The sequence below is a fragment of the Spirosoma sp. 209 genome, from assembly GCF_002006735.1.
In the GTDB taxonomy this organism is placed as follows: Bacteria; Bacteroidota; Bacteroidia; order Cytophagales; family Spirosomataceae; genus Spirosoma; species Spirosoma sordidisoli.
Map to the genome: position 1 here is coordinate 17,575 of NZ_MVEC01000027.1, position 22,588 is coordinate 40,162.

General features: G+C 56.7%; 16 protein-coding genes. 9 read left to right on the forward strand and 7 right to left on the reverse strand.

Annotated elements, in window-relative coordinates; all coding sequences use genetic code 11:
* Positions 1–3: 3 nt before the first annotated feature.
* The 4 genes from B1C80_RS27230 (at position 4) to B1C80_RS27245 (ending at position 5,606) form a co-directional block, all read left to right on the forward strand.
* A complete protein-coding gene (locus B1C80_RS27230; protein WP_077924370.1) occupies positions 4–1,095 on the forward strand; it encodes a hypothetical protein in 1,092 nt (363 codons plus the stop codon).
* A gap of 101 nt (positions 1,096–1,196) precedes the next feature.
* Positions 1,197–2,735 carry a caspase family protein gene (locus tag B1C80_RS27235; protein ID WP_077924371.1) on the forward strand — a complete coding sequence of 513 codons (1,539 nt, stop codon included), beginning with the start codon at positions 1,197–1,199 and terminating at the stop codon, positions 2,733–2,735.
* Positions 2,736–2,782: 47 nt separating this feature from the next.
* The gene (locus B1C80_RS27240; RefSeq protein WP_161492824.1) at positions 2,783–4,333 is read left to right on the forward strand and encodes a M48 family metallopeptidase; all 1,551 of its coding nucleotides are present in this window, start codon (positions 2,783–2,785) and stop codon (positions 4,331–4,333) included.
* 4 nt (positions 4,334–4,337) lie between these two features.
* On the forward strand, positions 4,338–5,606 hold the full coding sequence (locus B1C80_RS27245; protein ID WP_077924373.1) for a caspase family protein: 1,269 nt from the start codon (positions 4,338–4,340) through the stop codon (positions 5,604–5,606).
* 21 nt (positions 5,607–5,627) lie between these two features.
* Here the strand turns inward: B1C80_RS27245 and B1C80_RS27250 are convergent, their stop codons facing one another.
* Together B1C80_RS27250 and B1C80_RS27255 are read right to left on the reverse strand one after the other, a co-directional pair.
* Positions 5,628–6,392 carry an SDR family NAD(P)-dependent oxidoreductase gene (locus B1C80_RS27250; protein ID WP_077924374.1) on the reverse strand — a complete coding sequence of 255 codons (765 nt, stop codon included), beginning with the start codon at positions 6,390–6,392 and terminating at the stop codon, positions 5,628–5,630.
* Between the two features lie 148 nt (positions 6,393–6,540).
* A complete protein-coding gene (locus tag B1C80_RS27255; protein ID WP_077924395.1) occupies positions 6,541–7,416 on the reverse strand; it encodes a ChaN family lipoprotein in 876 nt (291 codons plus the stop codon).
* A gap of 161 nt (positions 7,417–7,577) precedes the next feature.
* Here B1C80_RS27255 and B1C80_RS27260 point away from each other — a divergent pair, with 161 nt between their 5' ends.
* From B1C80_RS27260 to B1C80_RS27275, 4 genes are all read left to right on the forward strand, one after another.
* The gene (locus B1C80_RS27260) at positions 7,578–8,975 is read left to right on the forward strand and encodes a sensor histidine kinase (protein ID WP_077924375.1); all 1,398 of its coding nucleotides are present in this window, start codon (positions 7,578–7,580) and stop codon (positions 8,973–8,975) included.
* Between the two features lie 76 nt (positions 8,976–9,051).
* On the forward strand, positions 9,052–10,713 hold the full coding sequence (locus tag B1C80_RS27265; protein ID WP_077924376.1) for an FAD-dependent oxidoreductase: 1,662 nt from the start codon (positions 9,052–9,054) through the stop codon (positions 10,711–10,713).
* 112 nt (positions 10,714–10,825) lie between these two features.
* Positions 10,826–11,989 (forward strand): AIR synthase related protein, encoded by a 1,164-nt coding sequence (locus tag B1C80_RS27270; protein ID WP_077924377.1) that lies wholly within the window; start codon positions 10,826–10,828, stop codon positions 11,987–11,989.
* Between the two features lie 52 nt (positions 11,990–12,041).
* On the forward strand, positions 12,042–13,139 hold the full coding sequence (locus B1C80_RS27275; protein WP_077924378.1) for a T9SS type A sorting domain-containing protein: 1,098 nt from the start codon (positions 12,042–12,044) through the stop codon (positions 13,137–13,139).
* A gap of 361 nt (positions 13,140–13,500) precedes the next feature.
* Here the strand turns inward: B1C80_RS27275 and B1C80_RS27280 are convergent, their stop codons facing one another.
* From B1C80_RS27280 to B1C80_RS27295, 4 genes are all read right to left on the reverse strand, one after another.
* Positions 13,501–13,695 carry a DUF2283 domain-containing protein gene (locus tag B1C80_RS27280; protein WP_077924379.1) on the reverse strand — a complete coding sequence of 65 codons (195 nt, stop codon included), beginning with the start codon at positions 13,693–13,695 and terminating at the stop codon, positions 13,501–13,503.
* A complete protein-coding gene (locus B1C80_RS27285; protein ID WP_077924380.1) occupies positions 13,679–13,960 on the reverse strand; it encodes a DUF4258 domain-containing protein in 282 nt (93 codons plus the stop codon). Before B1C80_RS27285 ends, B1C80_RS27280 begins: the two co-directional genes overlap by 17 nt.
* 111 nt (positions 13,961–14,071) lie before the next feature.
* Positions 14,072–15,118, reverse strand: a complete 1,047-nt coding sequence (locus tag B1C80_RS27290) for a ribonucleotide-diphosphate reductase subunit beta (RefSeq protein ID WP_077924381.1) — start codon at positions 15,116–15,118, stop codon at positions 14,072–14,074.
* Between the two features lie 304 nt (positions 15,119–15,422).
* Complete coding sequence (locus B1C80_RS27295; RefSeq protein ID WP_077924382.1) at positions 15,423–16,196, reverse strand: HNH endonuclease; 774 nt, start codon at positions 16,194–16,196, stop codon at positions 15,423–15,425.
* Positions 16,197–16,588: 392 nt separating this feature from the next.
* On the opposite strand from B1C80_RS27295, the gene uvrA reads away from it, so the two are divergent.
* The gene (uvrA, locus tag B1C80_RS27300; RefSeq protein WP_077924383.1) at positions 16,589–19,471 is read left to right on the forward strand and encodes an excinuclease ABC subunit UvrA; all 2,883 of its coding nucleotides are present in this window, start codon (positions 16,589–16,591) and stop codon (positions 19,469–19,471) included.
* A 96-nt stretch (positions 19,472–19,567) separates the two neighbouring features.
* Here the strand turns inward: uvrA and B1C80_RS27305 are convergent, their stop codons facing one another.
* Positions 19,568–21,937, reverse strand: coding sequence for a DUF11 domain-containing protein (locus B1C80_RS27305; protein WP_077924384.1), 2,370 nt, complete (start codon positions 21,935–21,937; stop codon positions 19,568–19,570).
* Positions 21,938–22,588: the final 651 nt, after the last annotated feature.

The window sequence follows — 22,588 nt, forward strand, 5'->3', positions numbered from 1 at the left end:
CGAGTGAACAACGAACAACCGAACCTGGACCGTATCATTCAGCATATTGCCCACCAGCAGGAGGCAACCGGTTTGTTTCCGTCCGTCCGGCATAGTCCGGCGCTGGGGTATCGGCGCCCCGACACCAACGTCTTTTTCACGGCCGTTACGTTATTCACCCTCCAGCCGCTCTACCCGGCCTGTTCGCCCGAATCGCAGCAACAGATTGACCGGATGCTGACGCGGGCCCGGGCAGCTTACCCCCGGTTCCGCAACAAAGATGGGCTCGACACCTTCAATTTCTGGCCTACGCGCCCTTCGCAGCACTTCCCCAACGGCTACCTGTTCCGGCATTTCGACCATTTCCGCATTCCCGACGACATTGACGATACGGCCATGGTTTACCTCACCGAGCCGCGAACAGCCCCCGAGGCCCGCTGGCTAAAGGAGAAGCTCAGCCAGCACGCTAATCTGGCCGACCCGGGCGGGCGGGGGCCTGGCCTGCCCCGACAACAGATTCGTACGACCTACCCCGACTACCGTGATTTGCGGGTATATTCGACCTGGTTCGGCAAGACCATGCCCATCGACTTCGATGCCTGCGCGCTGAGTAATCTGCTCTACTGCATTTACCACTACGACCTGCCCCGCAACCAGAACGACGCCGACTCGCTGACCTACCTGCGGCATATTGTGGAGTCGGGCCGGTACGTGGCCGATCCGTTTCGCTGCGCTCCGCATTACGCCCGTACTTCGCTCATCATCTACCACCTGGCCCGGTTCGTGGCCGCTTTCTCTCCGCCCGAACTGGAACCCGTCCGGCACCAGCTCGTTGCCGACGCCCGCCAGCTCCTGACCCGAACCCATAATCGGCTCGATCGGTTGCTGCTCTGTACCTCCCTGCTGCGGCTTGGCAGTCCGGCGCCCCCCGTCGATCTGACCAGCCTGGACAACGATATCAGCGGCTTCCATTTTTTCATTGCCGGTATGCTGACGGCTTACGAACAGCCCTGGTTACGCCGGTGGGCCGACCGGCCTATCACCCAGATGCGCTGGCAGTGCGACGCCCACAGCTGGGCACTGGTTGCCGAGTATATCTACTTGACAACCAGATAGTATACCCCTTTCAGTCAATCTGTTGCCGGAAAACAAGGCATTCTGATATATTTGTAAGTCAGGTGCCTGACACAGCGTCAGCCTACCTTGATATCCACTCCATGAACGTATTTTTCCTGCCGGCCAGGCCCCTTTGGGTGCCGCTACTCCCCTGTCTTATTTTCCTGCTGGCCGGATCGCTGGCCCAGGCCCAGACCGTTCAGCAGCTCCTCGACCGGGCCGACCGCGAGCCTGACCCGGCGCAGGCCGTCTCGTTGTATACAGCCCTGCTCCGCGCCCATCCCGATGTAGCTGATGCCTACTACGGCCGGGCGGTGGTTCTTACCAAAATCGGGCGGTTTCCCGAAGCCCTGCGCGATGCGAATCAGGCGCTGGAGCGAACTCCAACGGCGGTCAGGGCGCTGGCTCAGCGGGCGTACATCCACGTTCAGCTCAATGACTACGACCGGGCCGCTGCTGACTACCGCAGTGCCATCCGTCTGTCGCCCCAGGCCGAGTACTACAGCGGACTGAGCTATTGCCTGACCAAACACAACCGACTGGACGAAGCCGAGCAGGTGGCCCAGCAGGGTATCGACCTCAACCGAACCTCGCCCTACGCGTACCGAAACCGGGGCCGCGCCCGGCTGCATACGGGTCGGACCGATCTGGCCATCGCCGACTTTGAAACCAGCCTTCGCCTGCAGCACGCCCAGCCCTACCGGCTCTATACCGACCTGGGCGAAGCCTACGAACAGAAAAACATGCCCGAAAAAGCCCTGGGCTGCTACCAACAGGCCCTCGAGCTGAACGCCAGCTACGCAGACGCCCGGGTTCGGAAAACCATACTCGAACAGCAGCTCAACGTAGGCAGCAGCTTACCCGTAGCCACCTTCTCGGGCCGACGGGTGGCGCTGGTGCTGGGCAACTCGGCCTACCTGCCCGCGTCGGCCGGTGGACTGGGCGACCTGCGTGGCCAACCCGTCAACGACGCCCGCGCCATGCGTCAGCGCCTGACCGAGCTGGGTTTTACGGTACAGATCAGCACCGACGTCAGCTACGAGGCCATGCGGCAGACTATGGAACAGTTCTATAAGCAGGCCCAGGGAGCCGATGTGGCGCTGCTCTTCTACGCCGGCCATGGTATCGAATACGCGCAGACCAACTACCTCTTGCCGGTAGACATCCGCTTCGGCGGCAAACCCGTTGCAGTGGCTCAGGCGGGCGGGCGCGGAGTGGTGCCCGAACAGCCGACCGGACAGGCAGACAATGCGGGCATCAGGGCCATTTCGGTGGCCACCGTACTGGACCGGCTCCAGGATCAGCAGCCGCGTTTCTGCATCATCATCATGGATGCCTGCCGCACCGCACCGGCAGGCATCCAGGCCGAACTCAGGCCCGGATTCAGCCCCGTACGGGTCGAGAACCGCATTGATAACTGCTACGTGGCGTCGGCTACCGCCTGGGGCGCCACCGCCAGCAACGGCCCCAACCAGAACGGATATTATACAGAAGCCCTGCTCAAGTTCATGCGCCGTGGCCAGCGATTCGACGATATTCTGGCCCACACCCGCGGAGAGGTAGAAGCCCGAACCAGCCAGACCGGCTCGAAACAATCGCCCGAGTTTACCAACCGCGCTATTGAACGAATCATTTTATAAAGTTACCCCTCTTTGCTCCTCCCGTTCACCTACCTAGTCCTATGAAGATGCTGAAACTTGTTCTGGTTATCCTGCTCGGCCTACTGCCGTGGTTAAGTCCGGCGCAGACCGAAGTAGCGCAGTACAAAAAACTGGAGTCGGCCACTATCCTCGAATTTCCGGAGCCGTACCGGCAGATGATCATCTACCTCGAGGATGACGAAGACAACCGGCATACTACCATTACCATTGTCGACACCACCCTGTTTGTCAAAAAAGCGGCCTTCGGGAAACGGAAGAAAAACATTAAACCGGCCGATCTGATGCAGGCTTCCGACTTTCGGCCAGGCATGAAAATAAACCTGTGGGTCAACTACTACCAGATCAGCCAGCGCAACGAAGCCGAGCGGATCAGCCTCGACGAAAGCTACTACGGCCCCACCTCGCTGGTGGGCATCTACGAAAAACTCGACGGCAACCGGGCCAGCATCGACGGACAGGCGGTGATCTTACAGCTCGACAAAGGCAAACACATAGACGGGCTCGACGAGTGGAAAGGCAAAAAGTTTACCTCCTTTGCCGATATGCAGCTGGGCGCCGAAGTAAAGGTTTACGGAGAACGCAAACCCGACGGGGTGATCTATGCCAGCCGGGGCACCATGCGACCCGTTGAAATGAGCAAGGAAGATTACCTGCTTCGGCGAGCTACGGATAACGAGCTGCGGGTAACACGAGGGTTTTTGAGCATTGCCGACGCCTGGCAGTTTCGACTGATCGCCAACAACCAGCTGGAAGCCTACATCAGCACCGTTGGCCGCCGGCTGATTCCTGATTACCTCAAAGCCCTGCCCGTTGATCACCCCGACCACGTGGCCTTCAAATTTTTTCTGGTCAACGAAGGCAGCTTCAACGCATCCTCATACCCGAACGGGGCCGTAGTGGTCCATACGGGACTGCTGACGAAGATCGAAAACGAAGCTCAGCTGGCCGCTATTCTGGGCCACGAAATTGCCCACGTAACCCAGAAACACCACGCTCAGCAGTTTCGGAACCACCAGAACTGGGAAGCGGTGAAAGCGTTTGGCGCGGCCGTAGCCGCCGGCACCGACGACAAAACTCCACTGGAAGTAACCAGGGTAGCGGCCGAAATGTCGGTCAGTACGTTCAGCCAGAAGCAGGAAACCCAGGCCGACCGCATCGGGCTCCACTACATGATCAACGCGGGCTACGACCCCCGACAGGCAGTCGCCATCTGGAAAAAACTGGCCGAAGAAGACAAGGAAGAGCAGCAGAAAGGACAGCAGAAAAATGCGCTGAACTGGATTCAGAAATCGTACAAAGGCACCGCAAGCGGAACGGTCGAAACCCGGAAACTCTCCGCGCACAAAACAGCTCCGGCGCCCGCCCCCGCTCCTCAGCCCCTTTTTCCGTCACATCCCCGGCCCCGCGACCGCTACACCCATGTCAACTTCCTGATCTCGACTACCTACGTTCAGCTCAATATGACGCAGATGAATACGGGCGACAGCAAGTTCAGGTCCATGATTGCAATGCTGTCGAAGCCGGGCGGCAGCATCCGGCAGGCCGGCCCCGCTCCCAAACCCAAAAAAAAGTCGTAATCCCATGAAAGCCGCTGTTCTGTTCTGGTGCTTACTGATCCTTGGCACGACCCTACAACCGGGCCGGGCCCAAACCCTGCACTTCATTGTTTTTGCCGACACCGACGACCCTAAAATCGGCACCGCCAACCTCAAAACCCACACCTACCTGGCCAACGACCTGGCCCCGGCCGTGGCGAAGCAGAGCGGGCTTACGCTCAACTTCACCAGCTACACGGGCGACCAGTGCCGCCCGGCCGAGTTCGATGCCCGGCTGGCCAGCCTGACCCCCGGCCCCGCCGATGTGGTGTTTTTCTACTTTGCCGGCCATGGCTGGAACAACCGCCAGAACAACTTTCCATCGCTCATTCTGGGCAACGCCAACACCGACCGCGCCACGCTGGAAAGCAGCTCCCGCAATCTGCTCGATGTTTACGAACGCCTGCGGGCCAAAAACGCTCGGCTCACCATTGCCATCGGCGAAGCCTGCAACAAAGAGCGCTCCGACGAACCCCAGCAACCGCCCACCAGCAGCCGCCAGCCCGATTACATGAAAAACACGGCCTACAGCCCCGAGCGGTTCAGCCGCCTGTTTCGAAACTACCGGGGCGGGCTGGTACTGGCCAGCAGCCAGCGGGGCCAGCTTTCCAACTGCGACCCCAAAGGCGGGCTGATGAGCATTGCCGTACAGAACACCCTCCGACGGCTGCTGAGTGATGATCAAAAGGGGCCGCTCTCCTGGGAGCTGGTGCTGCGGGAGATAACCCGCCAAACCGAAGTAGCTGCGCAACAGGCCGGCCATCGGCAAACCCCGCAGTACCGGCTGGATCTTCGGCAGAGCGAAGTCGCAAGCGCCAAACCAGTTGCCCGGCCCGGTGTATCAACGTCTCCGTCGACTCCCTGCGCCCCCGTCGATGCCTACGTCAACGAGACCGCTCTGACCGGTATCAAAGAAGACCTGCCGCTGCTGAGAGCCATGAACGAGAAAGTAGACTCCGACAACGCCGACGAATACGCCCGGCAGTTTCTGACCTTCTACCGCAACCAGAAACATTTCTACGACAACCTCGGGCAGATGGTCTTCTACGAGTCGAGCACGATGCCCGAGCGCTGCCGACCGGCGTTTCAGCGGAGCATCAGCTGGATTCGGGAAAGCACGACCGAGATCAACGAGCGCTATCAGACCATCCAGAAATTTGCGCTCAAGCCCAGACTGCTGGCGGCCCAGGCCCGGAGCGAACTGCCCTCGCTGATTACCCGACTGGAAGAAATTCTGGAACAGCTCGACAAATAAGGGCAGGCGCCATACGGGTTGTCAGAGACTCATACCGCCATCGACGAAGATCGTTTGCCCGGTTATGTACCGACCCGCTTCGGAGCATAGCAGGAGCGCCATGCCCGCAATGTCGTTGGGTTGGCCCATGCCACCCAGCGGAATCTGCATACGCTGGGCAATGTGCTCAGGTACTTCGGGCGTCGGTTCGTCGGTACGGGGCGTTTCGATCACCCCCGGCGACAGGTTATTGACCGTAATCGACTGGCTGGCCAGCTGAAGCGCCAGATTTCGGACCATGTTGGCCACCGCGGCTTTGGTGCCCGCGTATACAATCATGGACGGGTGAGGCTTCTCTTCCTGCACGCTGCCAATGGTCAGGATCCGCCCCCAGCCGCGATCAGTCATATCGGCCACGAATCGCTGGGTGATCAGCAGCGTCGATTTCCAGTTGGCGTTGACCTGCCGGTCAAATTCGTCGGCGTCGGTATCTTCCCACTCGTCGGGTAGCTGGATCGAGGCATTCAGCACCAGAATATCGATGGGGCCAAGCGCCTGGCGGGCCTGGTCGTACAGCTGATCGGCTGCGTCGGGCCGGAGCAGATCGACCCCAATGGCTTCGCTCCTGACACCCAGCTGCCGGATTTGCCCGACAACCTGCTGCGCTTCATCGTCGCCTTTGCGGTTATGAACGAGTACGTTAGCCCCAAATTCGGCCAGCGCGAGCGCAATGGCCTGGCCAATTCCCTGACTGGAGCCCGTGACAAGGGCATTTTTCCCGGATAGATTTAACAGGTCCCTGATCATACGTTAAAAAAGGGCCGGAGCCGAAGCCCGGGCCGGTAGGAATGGTGTTGATTGATTCACGAAAACCGGGCTTGTCGTATGCCGGTACCGCATAAACCACAAACCAGAGCGCGCAGCCCTGTAAAAATTAGCCAACGTTCGGCTGCGGCTAGTAGGTCTTGGTCATATCGGCCGGAATGGCGATGACAAAATCGGCCAGGTTCCGGTTGTCCGACGCCGGCTTGTCGGGGTCCGGCATCTCGACCGACGAGATCGTCAGGATGCGCAGGCTAGGTTGCTGCTGCCGAAGGTACCACACAATACCCTCGAAGTTTTTGGAGTGATAATCGCCGTTAAAATGCAGCAGGGTCTGGCCCGGCTGGCGGTTCTGCCGGATAAAATGGGCCATCGTTGCATCTTTGATGGCCTGCGCCCGCGCAAAATTGGCAGCCCGGTCGCCGGTAGTGCCGTGGGCTGCGTTGGTTCCCATCATGTCGAGCATGGCGCGGTAGCCGGGTAGGGTCAGATCAACCGTCAGCGGCAGCGGGGCCATCTGTCGTTTAGCGTCGGCGGGCAGGGTGTCGAGGGCAGCCAGGCCCTGCCGCGATACCAGACTGGCGTACCGGCGGGGTACATTCGTGGCTACGAACGGAATCTTCTGCTCGCGGGCTATATCGACAATGGGTTTGTAATCCGTGTCGAAGTTGGGCCAGAGCCGCGCCTGTCCGGCCAGTTCCTTAGCGGTGGTTTTACCCTGTACATACTCGCTGAGGGCGGTCTGGTTATCGGCTTCGAACATCTCGGCCCCCAGCACCAGCGCCCCTTTTTTCTGCGCCACCAGGTCTTTGGTCAGCTGTAGCTCCAGCCAGTGGCAGATCGGGTTGTTATGCAGTTCGCCAAACAGGACCACATCGGCGTCGGCCGCCTGCCGCAGCAGTTTGGCGTACGTTGTCGATTTCAGCCGGGCGTCGTAGAGCTGATAAGCTGGTTTGTCGGGCCGGAAGGCAACCCCCAGCAGGCAGAGTAGAAAAAGCGAAAAGCGCAGGCGAAGTAGCATGGCAGCGTGTCGTGATGGGGCCAGATGACCTGTCCCTCTAACTAATCTGCCCGATAATAAGTTGACAACCCCTTGCGAACAAGGCCCGCCCGTAACTAATTTAGGAGACGATTGGTTACGTCTGTGCCCGTCAACGCCTTCGTCTTCCCATGCATTTATTCGATACGCTTCGTTCGTTTCCGGTTTTTGAACACGTGCCTTCCGAGCAGCTTCAGTGGGTTGTTGACCGGGCCGAAGAAGCCACCTTCGCGGCCAATGAGCCCATCAACAAAACCGGCGACCCGATCGACCACCTGATGCTGGTCCTGGACGGCCGGGTCCGGATCGAGTGGCCCAACAGCAACGGCGATGAAATTGCGATGTACGAACCCCAGTCGATTCTGGGGGTGCTGCCGTTCTCCAGACTCGTCAAAGCCATGGGGCAGGTGGTGGCCGACAGGCCGACTCACGCCCTTCTGCTGCACCGCAGTCACTTCCGCGAACTGGCCCACGCCTGCTACGAACTGACCGAAGCGCTGGTTCATCAGATGACTACCCGCGTCCGGGACTTTACCCGGCAGGCGCAGCAGAACGAAAAAATGGCTTCCCTCGGCCGGCTATCGGCGGGTCTGGCCCATGAGCTGAACAACCCCGTAGCCGCCGTTGTCCGATCGGCCGATACGCTGAAAGAACACATGCGGGCCACCCCCGAAGCTTTCAAAGCCATCATGCACCTGAGCCTGACCGACGATCAGGTCGACTCGGTCAACGAACTCATCTTCCGGAAAATTGACCAGAAACCACCCGTGCTGACCATGATGCAGCGCAGCCGCCTGGAAGATGAACTGACCGATTGGCTCGACGATCAGGGGATTGACGGCGTTACCGACAGCTCGACGCTCGACCTGGCGGGGCCGCTGGTCGACTTTGGCTTCACCGCCGACGATCTGGACTGGATCCTGGAACGCATCGGGGCTAACAATCTGGCGGGTGTCGTGGGCTGGCTGGTCGACAACCTCGTGACCGAAAAGCTGGTCCGGGACATCAGCGAAGCCTCCAAACGCATCTCTACGCTGGTCGGCTCGATCAAGAATTACACCCACATGGACCGGGGTTCGGGTAAAACCGAGGTCGACCTGCCCGAAGGCGTTCGCTCTACCCTCGTTCTGCTCGACCATAAACTTAAAAGCAAGAAGATCAGCGTAACGCTCGACTTCCCGCCCGACCTCCCGCTCGTCTGCGGCTGGCCGGGCGAGCTGAACCAGATCTGGACCAACCTCATCGACAATGCCGTCGATGCGCTGCCGGAGGGCGGTCAGCTGACCATCCGCAGCGCCGTAGATCGCAACGAGTTTGTTCTCACCAAAGTCATCGACAACGGTTCGGGGATTCCGGCCGATATTCAGGATAAAATATTCGACCCGTTTTTTACGACCAAAGATATTGGCAAAGGTACCGGCCTGGGCCTCGACATCGTGCAGGGCATTATCCGACACCACAATGGGTCGATCCACGTCCGCTCCCAACCCGGCGAAACCGTTTTTTCGATCTGCCTGCCCATTCAATGAGTAATTGAGTGATGAGCGGTGCTGTAGCATCCGCTTACTTACTCGCTCACTCATCTACTCAATTAACCTTATTCGTATGCGTCTGCCCATTATTCTCTCGATTGACGACGACCCACAGGTACTTCAGGCCATCCAGCGTGATCTGCGGCAAAAGTACCGCCGGCAATATCGCATTCTCTGCACCGAATCGGCGCAGGAAGCCCTCGACTCGCTGACTGAACTTAAGAAAAAAGGGGAAGAAGTTGCCCTGTTCCTGTCTGACCAGCGCATGCCCGACATGACCGGCGTAGCGTTTCTGACGCAGGCGAGGCAGGTATTCCCGACTGCCAAACGCGCGCTGCTGACGGCCTATTCGGACATCGATGCGGCTGTACGGGCCATCAACGAGGTGCAGCTGGACTATTACATTGCCAAACCGTGGGATCCGCCCGAAGAGCGGCTCTACCCCGTGCTGGACGACCTCCTGAGCGACTGGCAGTCGAACCACCGGTCCGGCTTCGAGGGGCTGGCGCTGATCGGCTATCAGTTCTCTCCCCACTCACACGACCTCAAGGATTTTCTGGCGGGCAACCTGTTCCCCTACCAGTGGCTCGACATCGAGAATAACCCCAAAGCGCAGGAACTGCTTACGCTGCACGGCCTGACGCCCTCCGACCTGCCCGCCGTTGTGTTCGAAGACGGAACGGTACTGACGCAGCCCAGCCTCAGCGACGTCGGCGAAAAGCTCGGCCTGGTTCCCAAAGCATCGCAGGAGCTGTACGACCTGGCCATCATCGGCGCCGGACCGGCCGGGCTGGCAGCGGCTGTCTACGGCGGTTCCGAAGGGCTGCGGACCATCCTGATCGACAAGCGCGGACCGGGCGGGCAGGCGGGTACCAGCTCGCGCATCGAAAACTACCTCGGCTTCCCCAACGGCCTGAGTGGCAGCGACCTGACCCGGCGGGCCATTACCCAGGCGCAGCGCTTCGGCGTGGAGTTTCTGGCCCCCCAGGAGGTCGTCTCCATTAATTCGCGGGGGCAGTATAAAGACATCAACATGGCCGATGGCAGCAAGGTCGTAGCGCGGGCAATCCTGCTCAGCACGGGGGTGTCGTACCATAAACTGGAGAACCCCAGCCTCGACCGGTTTACGGGGGCCGGCGTCTATTACGGAGCCGCCACCACCGAAGCCTATGCCTTCAAAGGCAAGTCGGTGTATGTGGTAGGGGGCGGTAATTCGGCCGGGCAGGGCGCTATGTATCTGTCCCGAACGGCCTCGGAGGTATTCATCTGCATCCGGCGCCCCGACCTGACCGAAACCATGTCGCAGTACCTGATTGAGCAGATCGACCGAACGCCGAACATTACCGTGCTGGGCTGTACGGAAGTAATCGAAGCGCTGGGCAAAGACCAGATGGAATGCGTTGTGCTCGAGAACATGGATACCCACGAGCGCCGGACCGTTCCGGCCGCGGGCCTCTTTATCTTCATCGGCACCAAGCCCTACACCGACTGGATCGAGATGGACATCATCAAAGACCCCAAAGGCTTCATCGCCACCGGCCGGGATCTGGCCAAATACGCCGACTTCAAAAAAGTATGGCGACAGGCCCGCGAACCGTTCTCGCTCGAAACCTGCAGCCCCGGCATCTTTGCCGCGGGCGACGTTCGGGCGGGGGCCATGAACCGCGTAGCCTCGGCCGTAGGGGAAGGCGCAATGGCCGTCAGCTTCGTCCATAAATACCTCGCTGAGAACTAAACGGACCAGGTCAGCCACGTTTTGGTTGGCAATACCTACGGGCTCGTTGTACCTTTGGGTCGTTTTGTATCGACAGCTACCTCCGGAGGTAGCTGTTCACTGATGACTGATTATGACTGATCGTTACGCCCAGCGGGGAGTTTCCGCCAGCAAAGAAGACGTACACGCGGCTATTGCCCAACTCGACAAAGGCTTATTTCCGAAAGCGTTCTGCAAGATCGTGCCCGACACCCTGGCCGGCGACCCGGATTTCTGCACCATCATGCATGCCGACGGCGCCGGTACCAAATCGTCGCTGGCCTACCTCTACTGGCGCGAAACCGGCGATCGGAGCGTATGGCGTGGCATTGCTCAGGATGCCGTGGTCATGAATACCGACGATCTGATCTGCGTAGGCGCTACTGGTCCGATGCTGCTGTCGAGTACCATCGGCCGCAACAAAAACCTGATTCCGGGCGAGGTCATTGCCGATATCATCAACGGAACCGAAGACGTGCTGGCCATGCTGCGCGAACACGGCATCGATGTGTACAGCACCGGGGGCGAAACAGCCGACGTCGGTGACCTGGTCAGGACCATTATCGTCGATAGCACCGTTATTGCCCGGATGCGACGCGATCAGGTTATCAGCAACGACCGCATTCAACCCGGCGACGTGGTGGTTGGGCTGGCCTCGTTCGGGCAGGCCACCTACGAAGACCAGTACAACGGCGGTATGGGCAGCAACGGCCTTACCTCGGCCCGCCACGATGTGCTGGCCCACCCATTGGCCGACGCTTATCCGGAGAGCTTCGACCCGGCCGTTGACCGAAGTCTGGTTTACAGCGGTTCCAAACGCCTTACCGACCCTGTTGAAGGAACCGGGCTAACCGTTGGGCAGCTGATTCTGTCGCCCACGCGCACCTACGCGCCCGTTGCCCGCGTCCTGCTGGACGAACTGCGGCCCCAGATCCACGGCATGGTTCATTGCTCGGGTGGCGCGCAGACCAAAGTGCTTCACTTTGTCGATAACCTGCATATTATCAAGGATAACCTCTTCCCTATTCCACCCCTGTTCCGGCTTATTCAGCAGGAGAGCGGAACGGCCTGGCAGGAAATGTACAAAGTATTCAACATGGGCCACCGGCTCGAAGTCTACCTGGCCGAAGAACATGCCCAGCGGGTGATCGAGGTATCGGAGTCGTTCGGTATTCCGGCGCAGATTGTCGGCCGGGTCGAGTCGTTTGCGGGTAAACAGGTGACGATCCGCAGCGAGGTCGGCACATTTACCTACTAACATTTGGGTTAGCTTATTTTTATCTACATTCGTGGCGATTTCGTTACTCGCCATGCGTTACTTCTACACCATTTGTCTGTTGACCCTGTCGGCTATAGTGCAGGCGCAGGTTAACTTTTCGGCCACCTGGCCCTTCAACGGCGCTACGACGGGCAGCGCCACCCATCCCAACGTAAGTACGGGCGGAGCCAGTTTTGTCGGCGTAGCTCCCAACAACGTAGCCGGTTACGTTCCCGGTCAGAACGGACAGGCCGTCAACGTAGCCAACTGGTCGCAGTCGGCAGCCTGCAACTTTTCTGAGTACGTTCAGATCAGCGTCAGCGCACAGAACGGCCAGAGCATGACCCTTACCCAGCTGACTGTATTTGCCAACCGGTCAGGTAGTGGGCCTCAGGAGTTGCGGCTTCGCTCCAGTGTCGATAATTACGCGTCGGATCTGATGGTGTTTGCCGTAGGTACCTCTTTCCAGCAGGCATCGGCCAGCCTGTCAGGAGCGGGGTTTACCAGTCAGACTGGTACAATTACCTTCCGGCTCTACGGCTGTAATGGCACCGGAGGCACCCTCCGGCTCGATGACCTGACCATCAACGGCACCGTTACGGCCGCGCCCCTGCCCGTTTCGCTGCTTTCGTTCACCGCCAAACCCGAAGGTGACCGTGTGCAGATTGCCTGGTCAACCGCCTGGGAACGCGACGCCAGCCGCTTCGATATTGAACGCAGTGCCGATCTGAAGGAGTTTGAAACGGTAGGCAGTGTACCCGCCAGAGGCACCACCGACCAGCAGCAGCAGTACGGCCTTACCGACCTCAACCCCCGCCCCGGCACGAGCTACTACCGCCTGCGCCAGGTCGATTATAACGGCACGACCAACCTGTATACCCCCGTAGCGGTTCAGCTCAAAACCGGAGAATCGGTAGTGGCTGTTTATCCTAACCCAGCCGAGTCGACCCGGATTCATGTACGGCTCTGGAACGCCGATGGAGCTACCGTTCGGCTACTGACCATGTCTGGCCAGCCCGTTGCCGGCAGTCTGCACCGCAGCGCTGGCGAGGCTGACCTGATTCCGGCTCAGCCACTGACCGCCGGTCTCTATTGGCTCGAAACCACCCTGGGTGAGCAACGACGAATCCAGCGGGTACTGGTTCGGTAATGTCCTCACCAGCTGCTGGTTAGCTCTGCCGATCGAGTAAATCCACAGCAAGTAAAGTCGGGATTGTCACCCCGTCAAAACCAGTTGTACCGCAGCAGAAAAATGGCTACCTGTGTATGGCTATTCGCCCATTCCCGACGGCTTGAGTCTACGTTCACGTCGAGTGATTTAGTATTGGGGCGACACCTACCCATCCTGATTGGCAAAAAAAACTCCGAAGCTATACATCTTCGGAGAGCTATTGTACCCGCGCCGATGCAGGCACAGTATGTAGAGTTAATGGGTACTTCGGTGATTCTTCACTAGCTCAATACGGCTGCCATAGCCAGCAAGTACGTTTTGATACGGGATGAAAACAGGCCTAAGCCACTTCGAGTTCAACCATTGTCGGGCGGTCCATTCGTTTAGACGCGTTTAGAATCTCAATCCCTACCATCATACCACTAGCATCATAATCAATGATCATACCCGGCCGGTCTGCATCGCTCTCTTCTATCTGTGCATCCGTTAGCTGAATGTAAAGTATATCCACCTCCCGGTCATATTTCACCTTCATAGTACTTCGGTAGTTTCGACGTCTTATAAACAGTTTTTACAACGCAAGGTTGCTTTTCCGTATTGACGAATACTCGTACTAAGTACGTACCTTTTTCCTTAAAATCAATTTTTGACTGATAAACCTTCTGTCCATACCCACCCGATTCGTCATCGATAATCTGGTCTGGACGAATTAGTATAGATTGAACAGTTTGATCATCGATACCACGTTTTTCCATTTGTTCTCTGGCGTGGTTCGACACTTCGTATAGGATGTCAGTCATCGATAGTCAGTTCATTATCAGCATCTGGCAAACAGACAATTAGCAGACAAGAGGCTCAACCTATGCCGTTTCACACGGATACGTTGAGCCTCTTGTCTGGACAATTACTGACTAGAAATCAGCGTCGAGCACAAATCCTTTGGGTTCTTCGGTTACCTTGGCGGTTTCGGCCTCGCTGCCGTCCGGGTTCTGGGAAGCCGCCTTCATGGCTTTGAACTTGGCCATTACTTCGCCCCGCTGGTATTCGCCCACGCGCTTTTCGAAGAAGTTGGTTTTACCCTGCAGCGAGATCATATCCATGAAATCGAAGGGGTTCGTTACGTTGTAGATCTTACGCAGGCCGAGCGTCACCAGCAGGTGATCCGCTACGAAAGCGATGTACTGCTTCATCAGATCGGCGTTCATCCCGATCAGCGACACGGGCAGCGCATCCGTCACAAACTCCTGTTCGATCTCAACCGCATTCCGGATAATATCGTACAGCTGCGACTCGGGCAGTTTGTTTTTGATGTGGTCCGTATAGAGCATGCAGGCAAAATCGCGGTGCAGGCCTTCGTCGCGCGAGATGAGCTCGTTCGAGAAGGTAAGGCCCGGCATCAGACCGCGTTTTTTCAGCCAGTAGATGGAGCAGAACGAACCCGAGAAGAAAATACCTTCTACGGCGGCAAACGCAATAAGCCGCTCGGCAAAGCTTCCGTTCTCGATCCAGCGCAGCGCCCACTCGGCTTTTTTCTGCACGCAGGGAATGGTATCGATCGCGTTGAGCAGCCGGTCTTTCTCGGCCGAATCTTTGATGTAGGTATCGATCAGCAGCGAATAGGTCTCGGAGTGAATGTTCTCCATCATGACCTGAAACCCGTAGAAGCATTTGGCTTCGGCATACTGCACTTCAGACAGGAAGTTGACAGCCAGGTTTTCGTTCACGATACCGTCCGAAGCGGCAAAGAACGCCAGCACGTGCGAGATGAAGTGCCGCTCACCATCGTTCAGACTATTCCAGTCTTTCATATCCTGACCGAGGTCAATCTCTTCGGCAGTCCAGAACGACGCTTCGTGGGTTTTGTAATACTCCCAAATGTCCCAGTGCTTGATGGGGAACAGCACAAAGCGGTTTTTGTCTTCTTCTAAGATCGGCTCGATCACATCGTGTTGTACCATGTTGGGGTTGTTAATTTATGTGGTGAAAGCCAGGTTACAAGGCTGGCTATATCGACTAAAAACGGGCAAGCTTCTTCTGACAAAATTAAGCGGTACGGCCACTTCTGCAAGCCATTTTCAATTGGGTTGTCGCTCCAGTCAAATAAGACATATCGGTAACACAAACACTATCAGCCTGTTGAGACAAAGGCAGTTAGATAGATTCTTGGAATAGTTCAGTATATAAGAGTTGAAACAGCTCTTGCTGGATGCGGACAGTTTTCCGGCGGTACTTGGTGCAGGAATACCAGTTGACATTGAAGCCTTATTTGTCAGTAAACCTCTCCAACCGATACTCCAGAAACTCGCGCTTAGGCCTGTATGTTTTTGGCAATCGAATGGGCTTATACTCGAACTGACCAAAGAACCGCTCGTAAAAATCTTTGGATGAATCGGCTTTCAATCGTTTCGAGATAAGTAGCTTATAATCGGTGTCGATACAAATCAGCCCTTTCTCATAGGCTCGATCATAAAGAGCCGACAGACAGATTCCATTTTCAGGATTTAATCGATTATGTTCATCGTCGGCCCACGGCACTATATGGCCGGCTACTAGCAGGTCGGGCAGATCAATACCCGAAACAGCACAGTGATTTTCGTAAGTTTTCAGGATCATCTGCCGAAAGACCCCCTGGTTTACCCTCGTCTTTACAATCCGTTCTTTTACCTCGCCCGTCAACCCAGTAAAGTCAAAAGCTACTTCCGGATGCAGTTCCTCAATGGTTTTGTGCTGGTATTCGGCCAGAATACGTTCACTTTCATAGATCAGCTCCTCCTGGTTATTGACAAACTCGTCCCAGATCGGTTTTACCTGAGCGTACCCTCCGCTCATTCCTTTGATACCACGTTGTTGGTGGTATGGATCAACATGAGCGAAGTTATTTAGTCGTATGGCTACAGAATTATGACTTCTGCCGATCAAATCAGCTAAGTCTCGAATTGCTTGTGTTCCGGTATGTAATTTACCGAAAGGCAATTTCAGATATAGGTTGAAAGCAACGATGAGTTCATTGCGAGTCCAGTTGAGGGATGTAGCCATTACTTAACGTGAGTTATAAGCAACTCTTTACCATCTAAAGAGAGCCTTTGATCATCTTTCCTGCATTGGGGTGACAAAAAGTATGGATCGTTTACCAGATGATCTTTACCACATCCTGGTAGCGGCTGAACTTTTCATCAGCAGATACAATGGGCATTGCTTCGACCAAAGCAGTAGTCGCTCGGACGGATCGCAGTGATCAGCGTGGAGAGGAATCGGGTCGTAAGCTGAGATATGTCAAATTAGGCCACCCGGTAAGCGCCGGATGCGGTACCAAAGGGCCGGGCTGATCCGTAATTTGTCTGTAGTAAATCGGAACCCCGGCCGGTCTGTTTTACGTTGCTAGTAAGAATAAGCCATCGCTTCGGCAAACCGACTGCAATCAACGCAACGTGACGACAGAAGACACCCCTACTGGCCAGCAAGCCGGCCTTACCGATATTGACCTGACAGGCTATGAGCAGATTGATGTGCTCGGCGCCCGTGAACATAATCTCAAGAATATTGACGTCTCCATTCCGCGTAACAAGCTGGTGGTCGTGACGGGCATCAGCGGCAGTGGCAAGTCGTCGCTGGCGTTCGATACCATCTACGCCGAAGGCCAGCGCCGGTATATGGAAAGCTTTTCGGCCTACGCCCGCTCCTTTATCGGCGATATGGAACGGCCCGATGTCGACAAGATCAACGGCCTCAGCCCGGTCATCTCGATCGAGCAGAAAACTACCTCCAAGAACCCCCGTTCTACGGTGGGTACCACCACCGAGATCTACGACTTTTTGCGGCTGCTCTACGCCCGTTCCGGCGAAGCATATTCATACCTGACGGGCCGAAAAATGGAACGCCAGTCGCAGGATCAGATCATCGATACCATCCTGAACCAGTACGGCGGGCAGAAGATAACCCTGCTGGCCCCCGTTATCCGCAGCCGGAAAGGACACTACCGTGAGCTGTTCGTGCAGATCGCCAAAACGGGCTATACCAAAGTACGCGTCGATGGCGTGGTACAGGATATCGTACCGAAAATGCAGCTGGACCGGTACAAGATCCACGACGTCGAAATCGTAATCGACAGGCTGATTCCCAAACCCGACGACCGGTATCGGCTCAGCCAGTCGGTGCAGACGGCGCTGAAACAGGGCAAAGGTGCCATGCAGATGCTCGACGGCGACGGTACCTTGGTTTACTTCTCGCAGAACCTGATGGACCCCGAGTCGGGCATCAGTTACGACGAACCATCGCCCAACTCGTTTTCGTTCAACTCACCCTACGGAGCCTGTCCGGTTTGTAACGGTCTGGGCGTAGTCGAAGAAATTACCGAAGAGTCGGTGATACCTGACAAATCGCTTAGTATCAGCCGCGGAGCCATTGCCCCCCTGGGCGAGTTCCGGGAATTGTGGATCTTCAAGGAAATTGAAGCGATTCTGAAAAAATACAAGCTTAACCTGAGTACTCCTGTCAGCAAGTTTCCCGACGAGCTGCTGCATGCGCTCATGTACGGCACCGACGAAGAAGCCGGCACGGCCACCCCGGCAGGGAAGCCATCGCCGGCGGAAGGTACGTATTCGTTTAAGTTTGAAGGGATCGTCAACTTCCTGAAACGGCAGCAGGAAAACGGCTCCGACAAGATCCTGGACTGGATCAAGGACTTTATGGTCGTGAAAACCTGTCCCGAATGCGACGGGGCACGCCTGAAAAAAGAGTCGCTGTATTTCCGGATTGCGCAGAAAAACATTTCCGAACTGGCCCGCATGGACATTTCGGAGCTGGCGGGCTGGTTCAACGACGTCGAAAGCCGCCTGACCGATCGGCAGAATATCATTGCCAAAGAGATCCTCAAAGAAATCCGGAAGCGAATCGGTTTTCTGGTCGACATCGGGCTGGATTACCTCACCCTCGACCGGTCGCTCAAGACCCTCTCGGGTGGCGAAGCGCAACGGATTCGGCTGGCCACGCAGATCGGTACCCAGCTGGTTGGGGTGCTCTACATCATGGACGAGCCCAGCATCGGCCTGCACCAGCGCGACAACGTAAAACTGATCGACTCGCTCAAGAACCTGCGCGACCTCGGCAACACGGTTCTGGTCGTTGAACACGACAAAGACATGATGCTGGAGTCGGACTTCATCCTCGACATCGGCCCCGGCGCCGGTCGGCACGGTGGTCAGGTCGTGGGGCAGGGAACGCCCGACGAGTTTTTGAAAAATGGCAGCACCACCGCCGATTACCTCAGCGGCCGCCGGGCCATTGCCGTACCTGCCGAGCGCCGGAAAGGCAACGGCAAGTTCCTGATCATTAAAAATGCCACGGGCCACAACCTGAAAAACGTAAACCTGAAATTGCCACTGGGCAAGATGGTCACGATTACGGGGGTGTCGGGCAGCGGCAAGTCGTCGTTGATTCACGAAACGCTGTTCCCGATTCTGAACCGGCATTTTTATAAGTCGAAGCGCGAGCCGCTGGCGTTCAAATCCGTGGAGGGGCTGGAGCATCTCGACAAAGTTATCGAAGTTGACCAGTCGCCCATTGGCCGCACGCCCCGGTCTAATCCAGCTACGTATACCGGCATGTTCTCGGACATCCGGCTGCTGTTTGCCGAGCTGCCCGAGGCCAAGATTCGCGGCTACAAACCGGGGCGGTTCTCGTTCAACGTGAAAGGCGGGCGCTGCGAAGACTGCGAAGGAGCGGGCATGAAAAAGGTAGAGATGGAGTTTCTGCCCGACGTACACGTGCTCTGCGAGACCTGTAAGGGCAAACGTTTCAACCGCGAAACCCTGGAAGTCCGCTTCAAAGGCAAATCCATTGCCGACGTGCTGGACATGACCGTAGAACAGGCCCTCGACTTCTTTGCCAGCCAGCCTAAAATCCTGCGCAAGGTAACGACCCTGAACGACGTAGGGCTGGGTTATATCACCCTGGGTCAGCACGCCACTACGCTCAGCGGGGGCGAGGCCCAGCGGGTTAAACTCGCCGAAGAGCTATCGAAGAAAGACACCGGTAAAACGCTGTATATACTCGACGAACCGACAACGGGCCTACACTTCCAGGATATTGCGCACCTGCTCGACGTGCTCAACAAACTGGCCGACAAAGGCAACTCGGTCCTGATTATCGAGCACAACCTCGACGTCATCAAAGTCTCCGACCACCTGATCGACCTCGGCCCGGAAGGCGGCAACAAAGGTGGCTTTATCATTGCGGAGGGTACCCCCGAAAAGGTAGCACAGGTTGCCGGCAGTCATACCGGTAAGTTCCTCAAACTGGAGTTAGCCGGCTAAGCTACTCATGTTTTGCCGGCCAGAAACGACTCGGTCCGGATGCACTCAAGTCGTTGAGCGCATCCGGACCGAGTCGTTTTACCTGATACGAGCCGATTACTGCGTCCGGGCTATACGGATCGGTACGCAGACTTTGGGCGGACAGGTTTGGCAGTTGGCCGGCGCCACGACCGGCAGCAGAATCGAACAGTTCGTTTGCGCATCACGGATCACGACCGACAGATTACCCGTATTGTTGTCGAACGTTCGGGCAACGCCGTATTCGTACGGACCGGCTTCGGGCGCATCGCCGACTTTTACGAAGTAGGTCGTGGTAGATCCCGTCGTTGTCGGGTTGATGGAGAAGCTATAGCCCGTATTGCCGGTCGGTCCGCACAGGGCCACGATCGGAGCCTGAACCGGCGGCTGGTTCACCACGATGGTAAAGGTGCTCACCCCCGAACAGCCACCCGCCGTGGTTGTTGCCGAAACGCTGTACACCGTAGTGGTGCGGGGCGTCACCTCGAGCGTTGGGCCGGTTGTTCCGTTGCTCCAGACGTAAGTAATGCCCGGGGCCGCGTTGGATACGGTCAGGGTAGCGCTGGTACCGGCGCAGATGGTCGACGAGCTGGCTATGATAACCGGCACTGGTGCGGGATCAACGATAATGATGACCGGACAGCAGTTGCCCGATACGCAGCCCGACATACCCGTTGCGGTAAAGCTGTAACTACCCGATAGCGAAGCCGAGAACGTAGGCGTTGTCGCTACCGACGTCGTCACGTTATCGATCGTGCGGAACCATTCGACACCCGTCGTGTAGCTGGCCGGCGCCGACAGCTGAAGACTGGCCCCTTCGCAAATCCGGACCGGCACACTAACGCATGAACTGGCGATGTCGTCTTCGGCAAAATTTCCGTTACCCGGCGATGAGTCCGGGTCCGACTCGAAACTGCGGATCACTTCGGCCACGTTTGACGTAACCCCCACCGAATCGACCGTGACGGCAATGGTCAGGTTTACCGATGTTGCCGGGCCAGCCAGCGCACTACCAATAGTCCAGCGTCCGGTTACGGGGTTGTAAACGGTACCGGGCGATGCCGTATGCGATACGTAGGTGAAGCCGCGCGCGAGGGTATCCCGTATCACGAGGCCCGTGGCGTTGAACTGGGCCGTACGCGTAGCCGAAACGGTAAACGTAACGCTGCTGCCTACGGTAGCCGTTGCGCTGCTCACGGTTTTCGATACGGAAATATCCGCCACGTTCTGATCGCAGCCATCAGGAGTACCGTCGCCATCGGCGTCGAGGAGGTCGCTACCGGTTGCGCACTTGTCCATACAGTCGGCAATGCCATCGCTGTCTGTGTCGGCTTTGACGTAGGCATGGAAAACGCGCAGATTGACGGCAACGCTGATCCCTGTCAGCGAAATACGGATGCTGTTGAAGGGTTGCGCAGCCTTGAAACCCAGCTGAACCCGCGACGTAGCGCCCAGCACCGAGGCACCAACCAGCCCGGTACCGCTGAATGATTCACTAACCGTACCGTTGCGATAGGTTGTAATCGTAACCCCACCCAGTAAGTTGAGACCGATGATGCCATCGCCATTGTCGACCAGGAAGCCTGCTTCGTACCCCGCCGGATAGGTCGTATTTGACCGTACCTCGATGTAGCGCGTACAGGCCAGCCCAACGGTTGAGGTGATGGTAGCAAAGTTGGTGGTCGAGTCGGCATCGATCAGGTTGGCTTCGCCCGACAGGCTGCCCAGCACGCAGCTGGCTCCCAGCGGCAGCGGACTGATCGAACCGGTGGTTACCGTGGCCGACTCTCCGGCGCTCAGAATAGCGTTTGCACAATCTTTGGGGCAGTTGGCGGGCCCTTCGAAAGCGTAGAATACATCGACCAGCCGGCCCGCCGTAACGGCTCCGGTATAGGCCAGTTCAACCTCGTCGAAGTCCTGCGAGGTAACAAAGCTCAGCACCTGCCGACCGTCTCCGCTGCCGCCCAGCACGGCAGCTTTCAGCACACCGGTACCGCTGCTGAAGCTGGCTGTCTCAACCGGATTGGGGTTACCCGTACGGTAGGTGCGAATGACGAACTGATTCAGCAGACTGGCGTCGAGCAGACCCAGGAGCCCGTTGGTACGGTTGCGCACCACAAACCCTACCTCATTTCCACCGGGATAATACTGCAGCGAGTCTTTGACCGAAATACGAAATCCGCCCGCGGCCGACACGCCCAGATCGATGGTGGCTACGTTGTTCAGATTTCCGTCTACAATGGCCGAAGCGCTGCTGCCTCCACAGCCTACGCAAAGCCCCGACGTACGGGCGGTATTGATAAAAGGCCCTCGGGCAGCCCCAACAATGGGGTCCATACAAACCTGATTGTTTTCCCGGGTCTGGGGGGTGGTTTGCGCCATACTGGTAAACACAGTACAGACTAGGGTAGCCAGCGCACCGGCTACGTGTAGTAAAATGCGATTCATGAAGAGTACTTGTGGATTGAATTGGAAAGCCTGCTTTGATCAGGTAGAGGTACAGCAGAAGCCCAAAGCTTCTGAACCAACAAGACATAGTGATCCTGATCAGGCCCTGACAGCCTGCATAAACCACTCACTATCTTGAGGTTAACGGTTGCCTAGCGGAGCGCAGGCAGCAAAGGAGCAGAAGGAATAGCTAACATTTTTTGTTCATAGAGATTATAGATAGGTGTAACGTTGACGATTACTTCGGTCGGCCTCGACTTCTGGTACCGGCATCAGGATTCGCCAATCTGGCAAATGTTTAATATCCTTTTTTGCAGAAGTGATTGCTAAAATTTTACTTACAATAGCTATACCACACAAACCTAAACTTGACAAGACTTTTTATACCAATTTTTATTTTTCTGCAAACAAAAAGTACACTAAATATAAATTTGAAAACATAACCAATTCATAACCAATCAGTAAGCACAAAATTTATCATTAATGAATAAACAAACATTTATAAATTCATTGCCTGGTAAACGCCTGTCCAGACTAAGTAAATTAATTTAAAATATAATTATTCTTCTAATTAGTTACATTTTAGGCGCTCTCAAAAACCATGCTACGCCAGATAGTTTTCCGATCTATTTTATGTACTATTCGCACGCC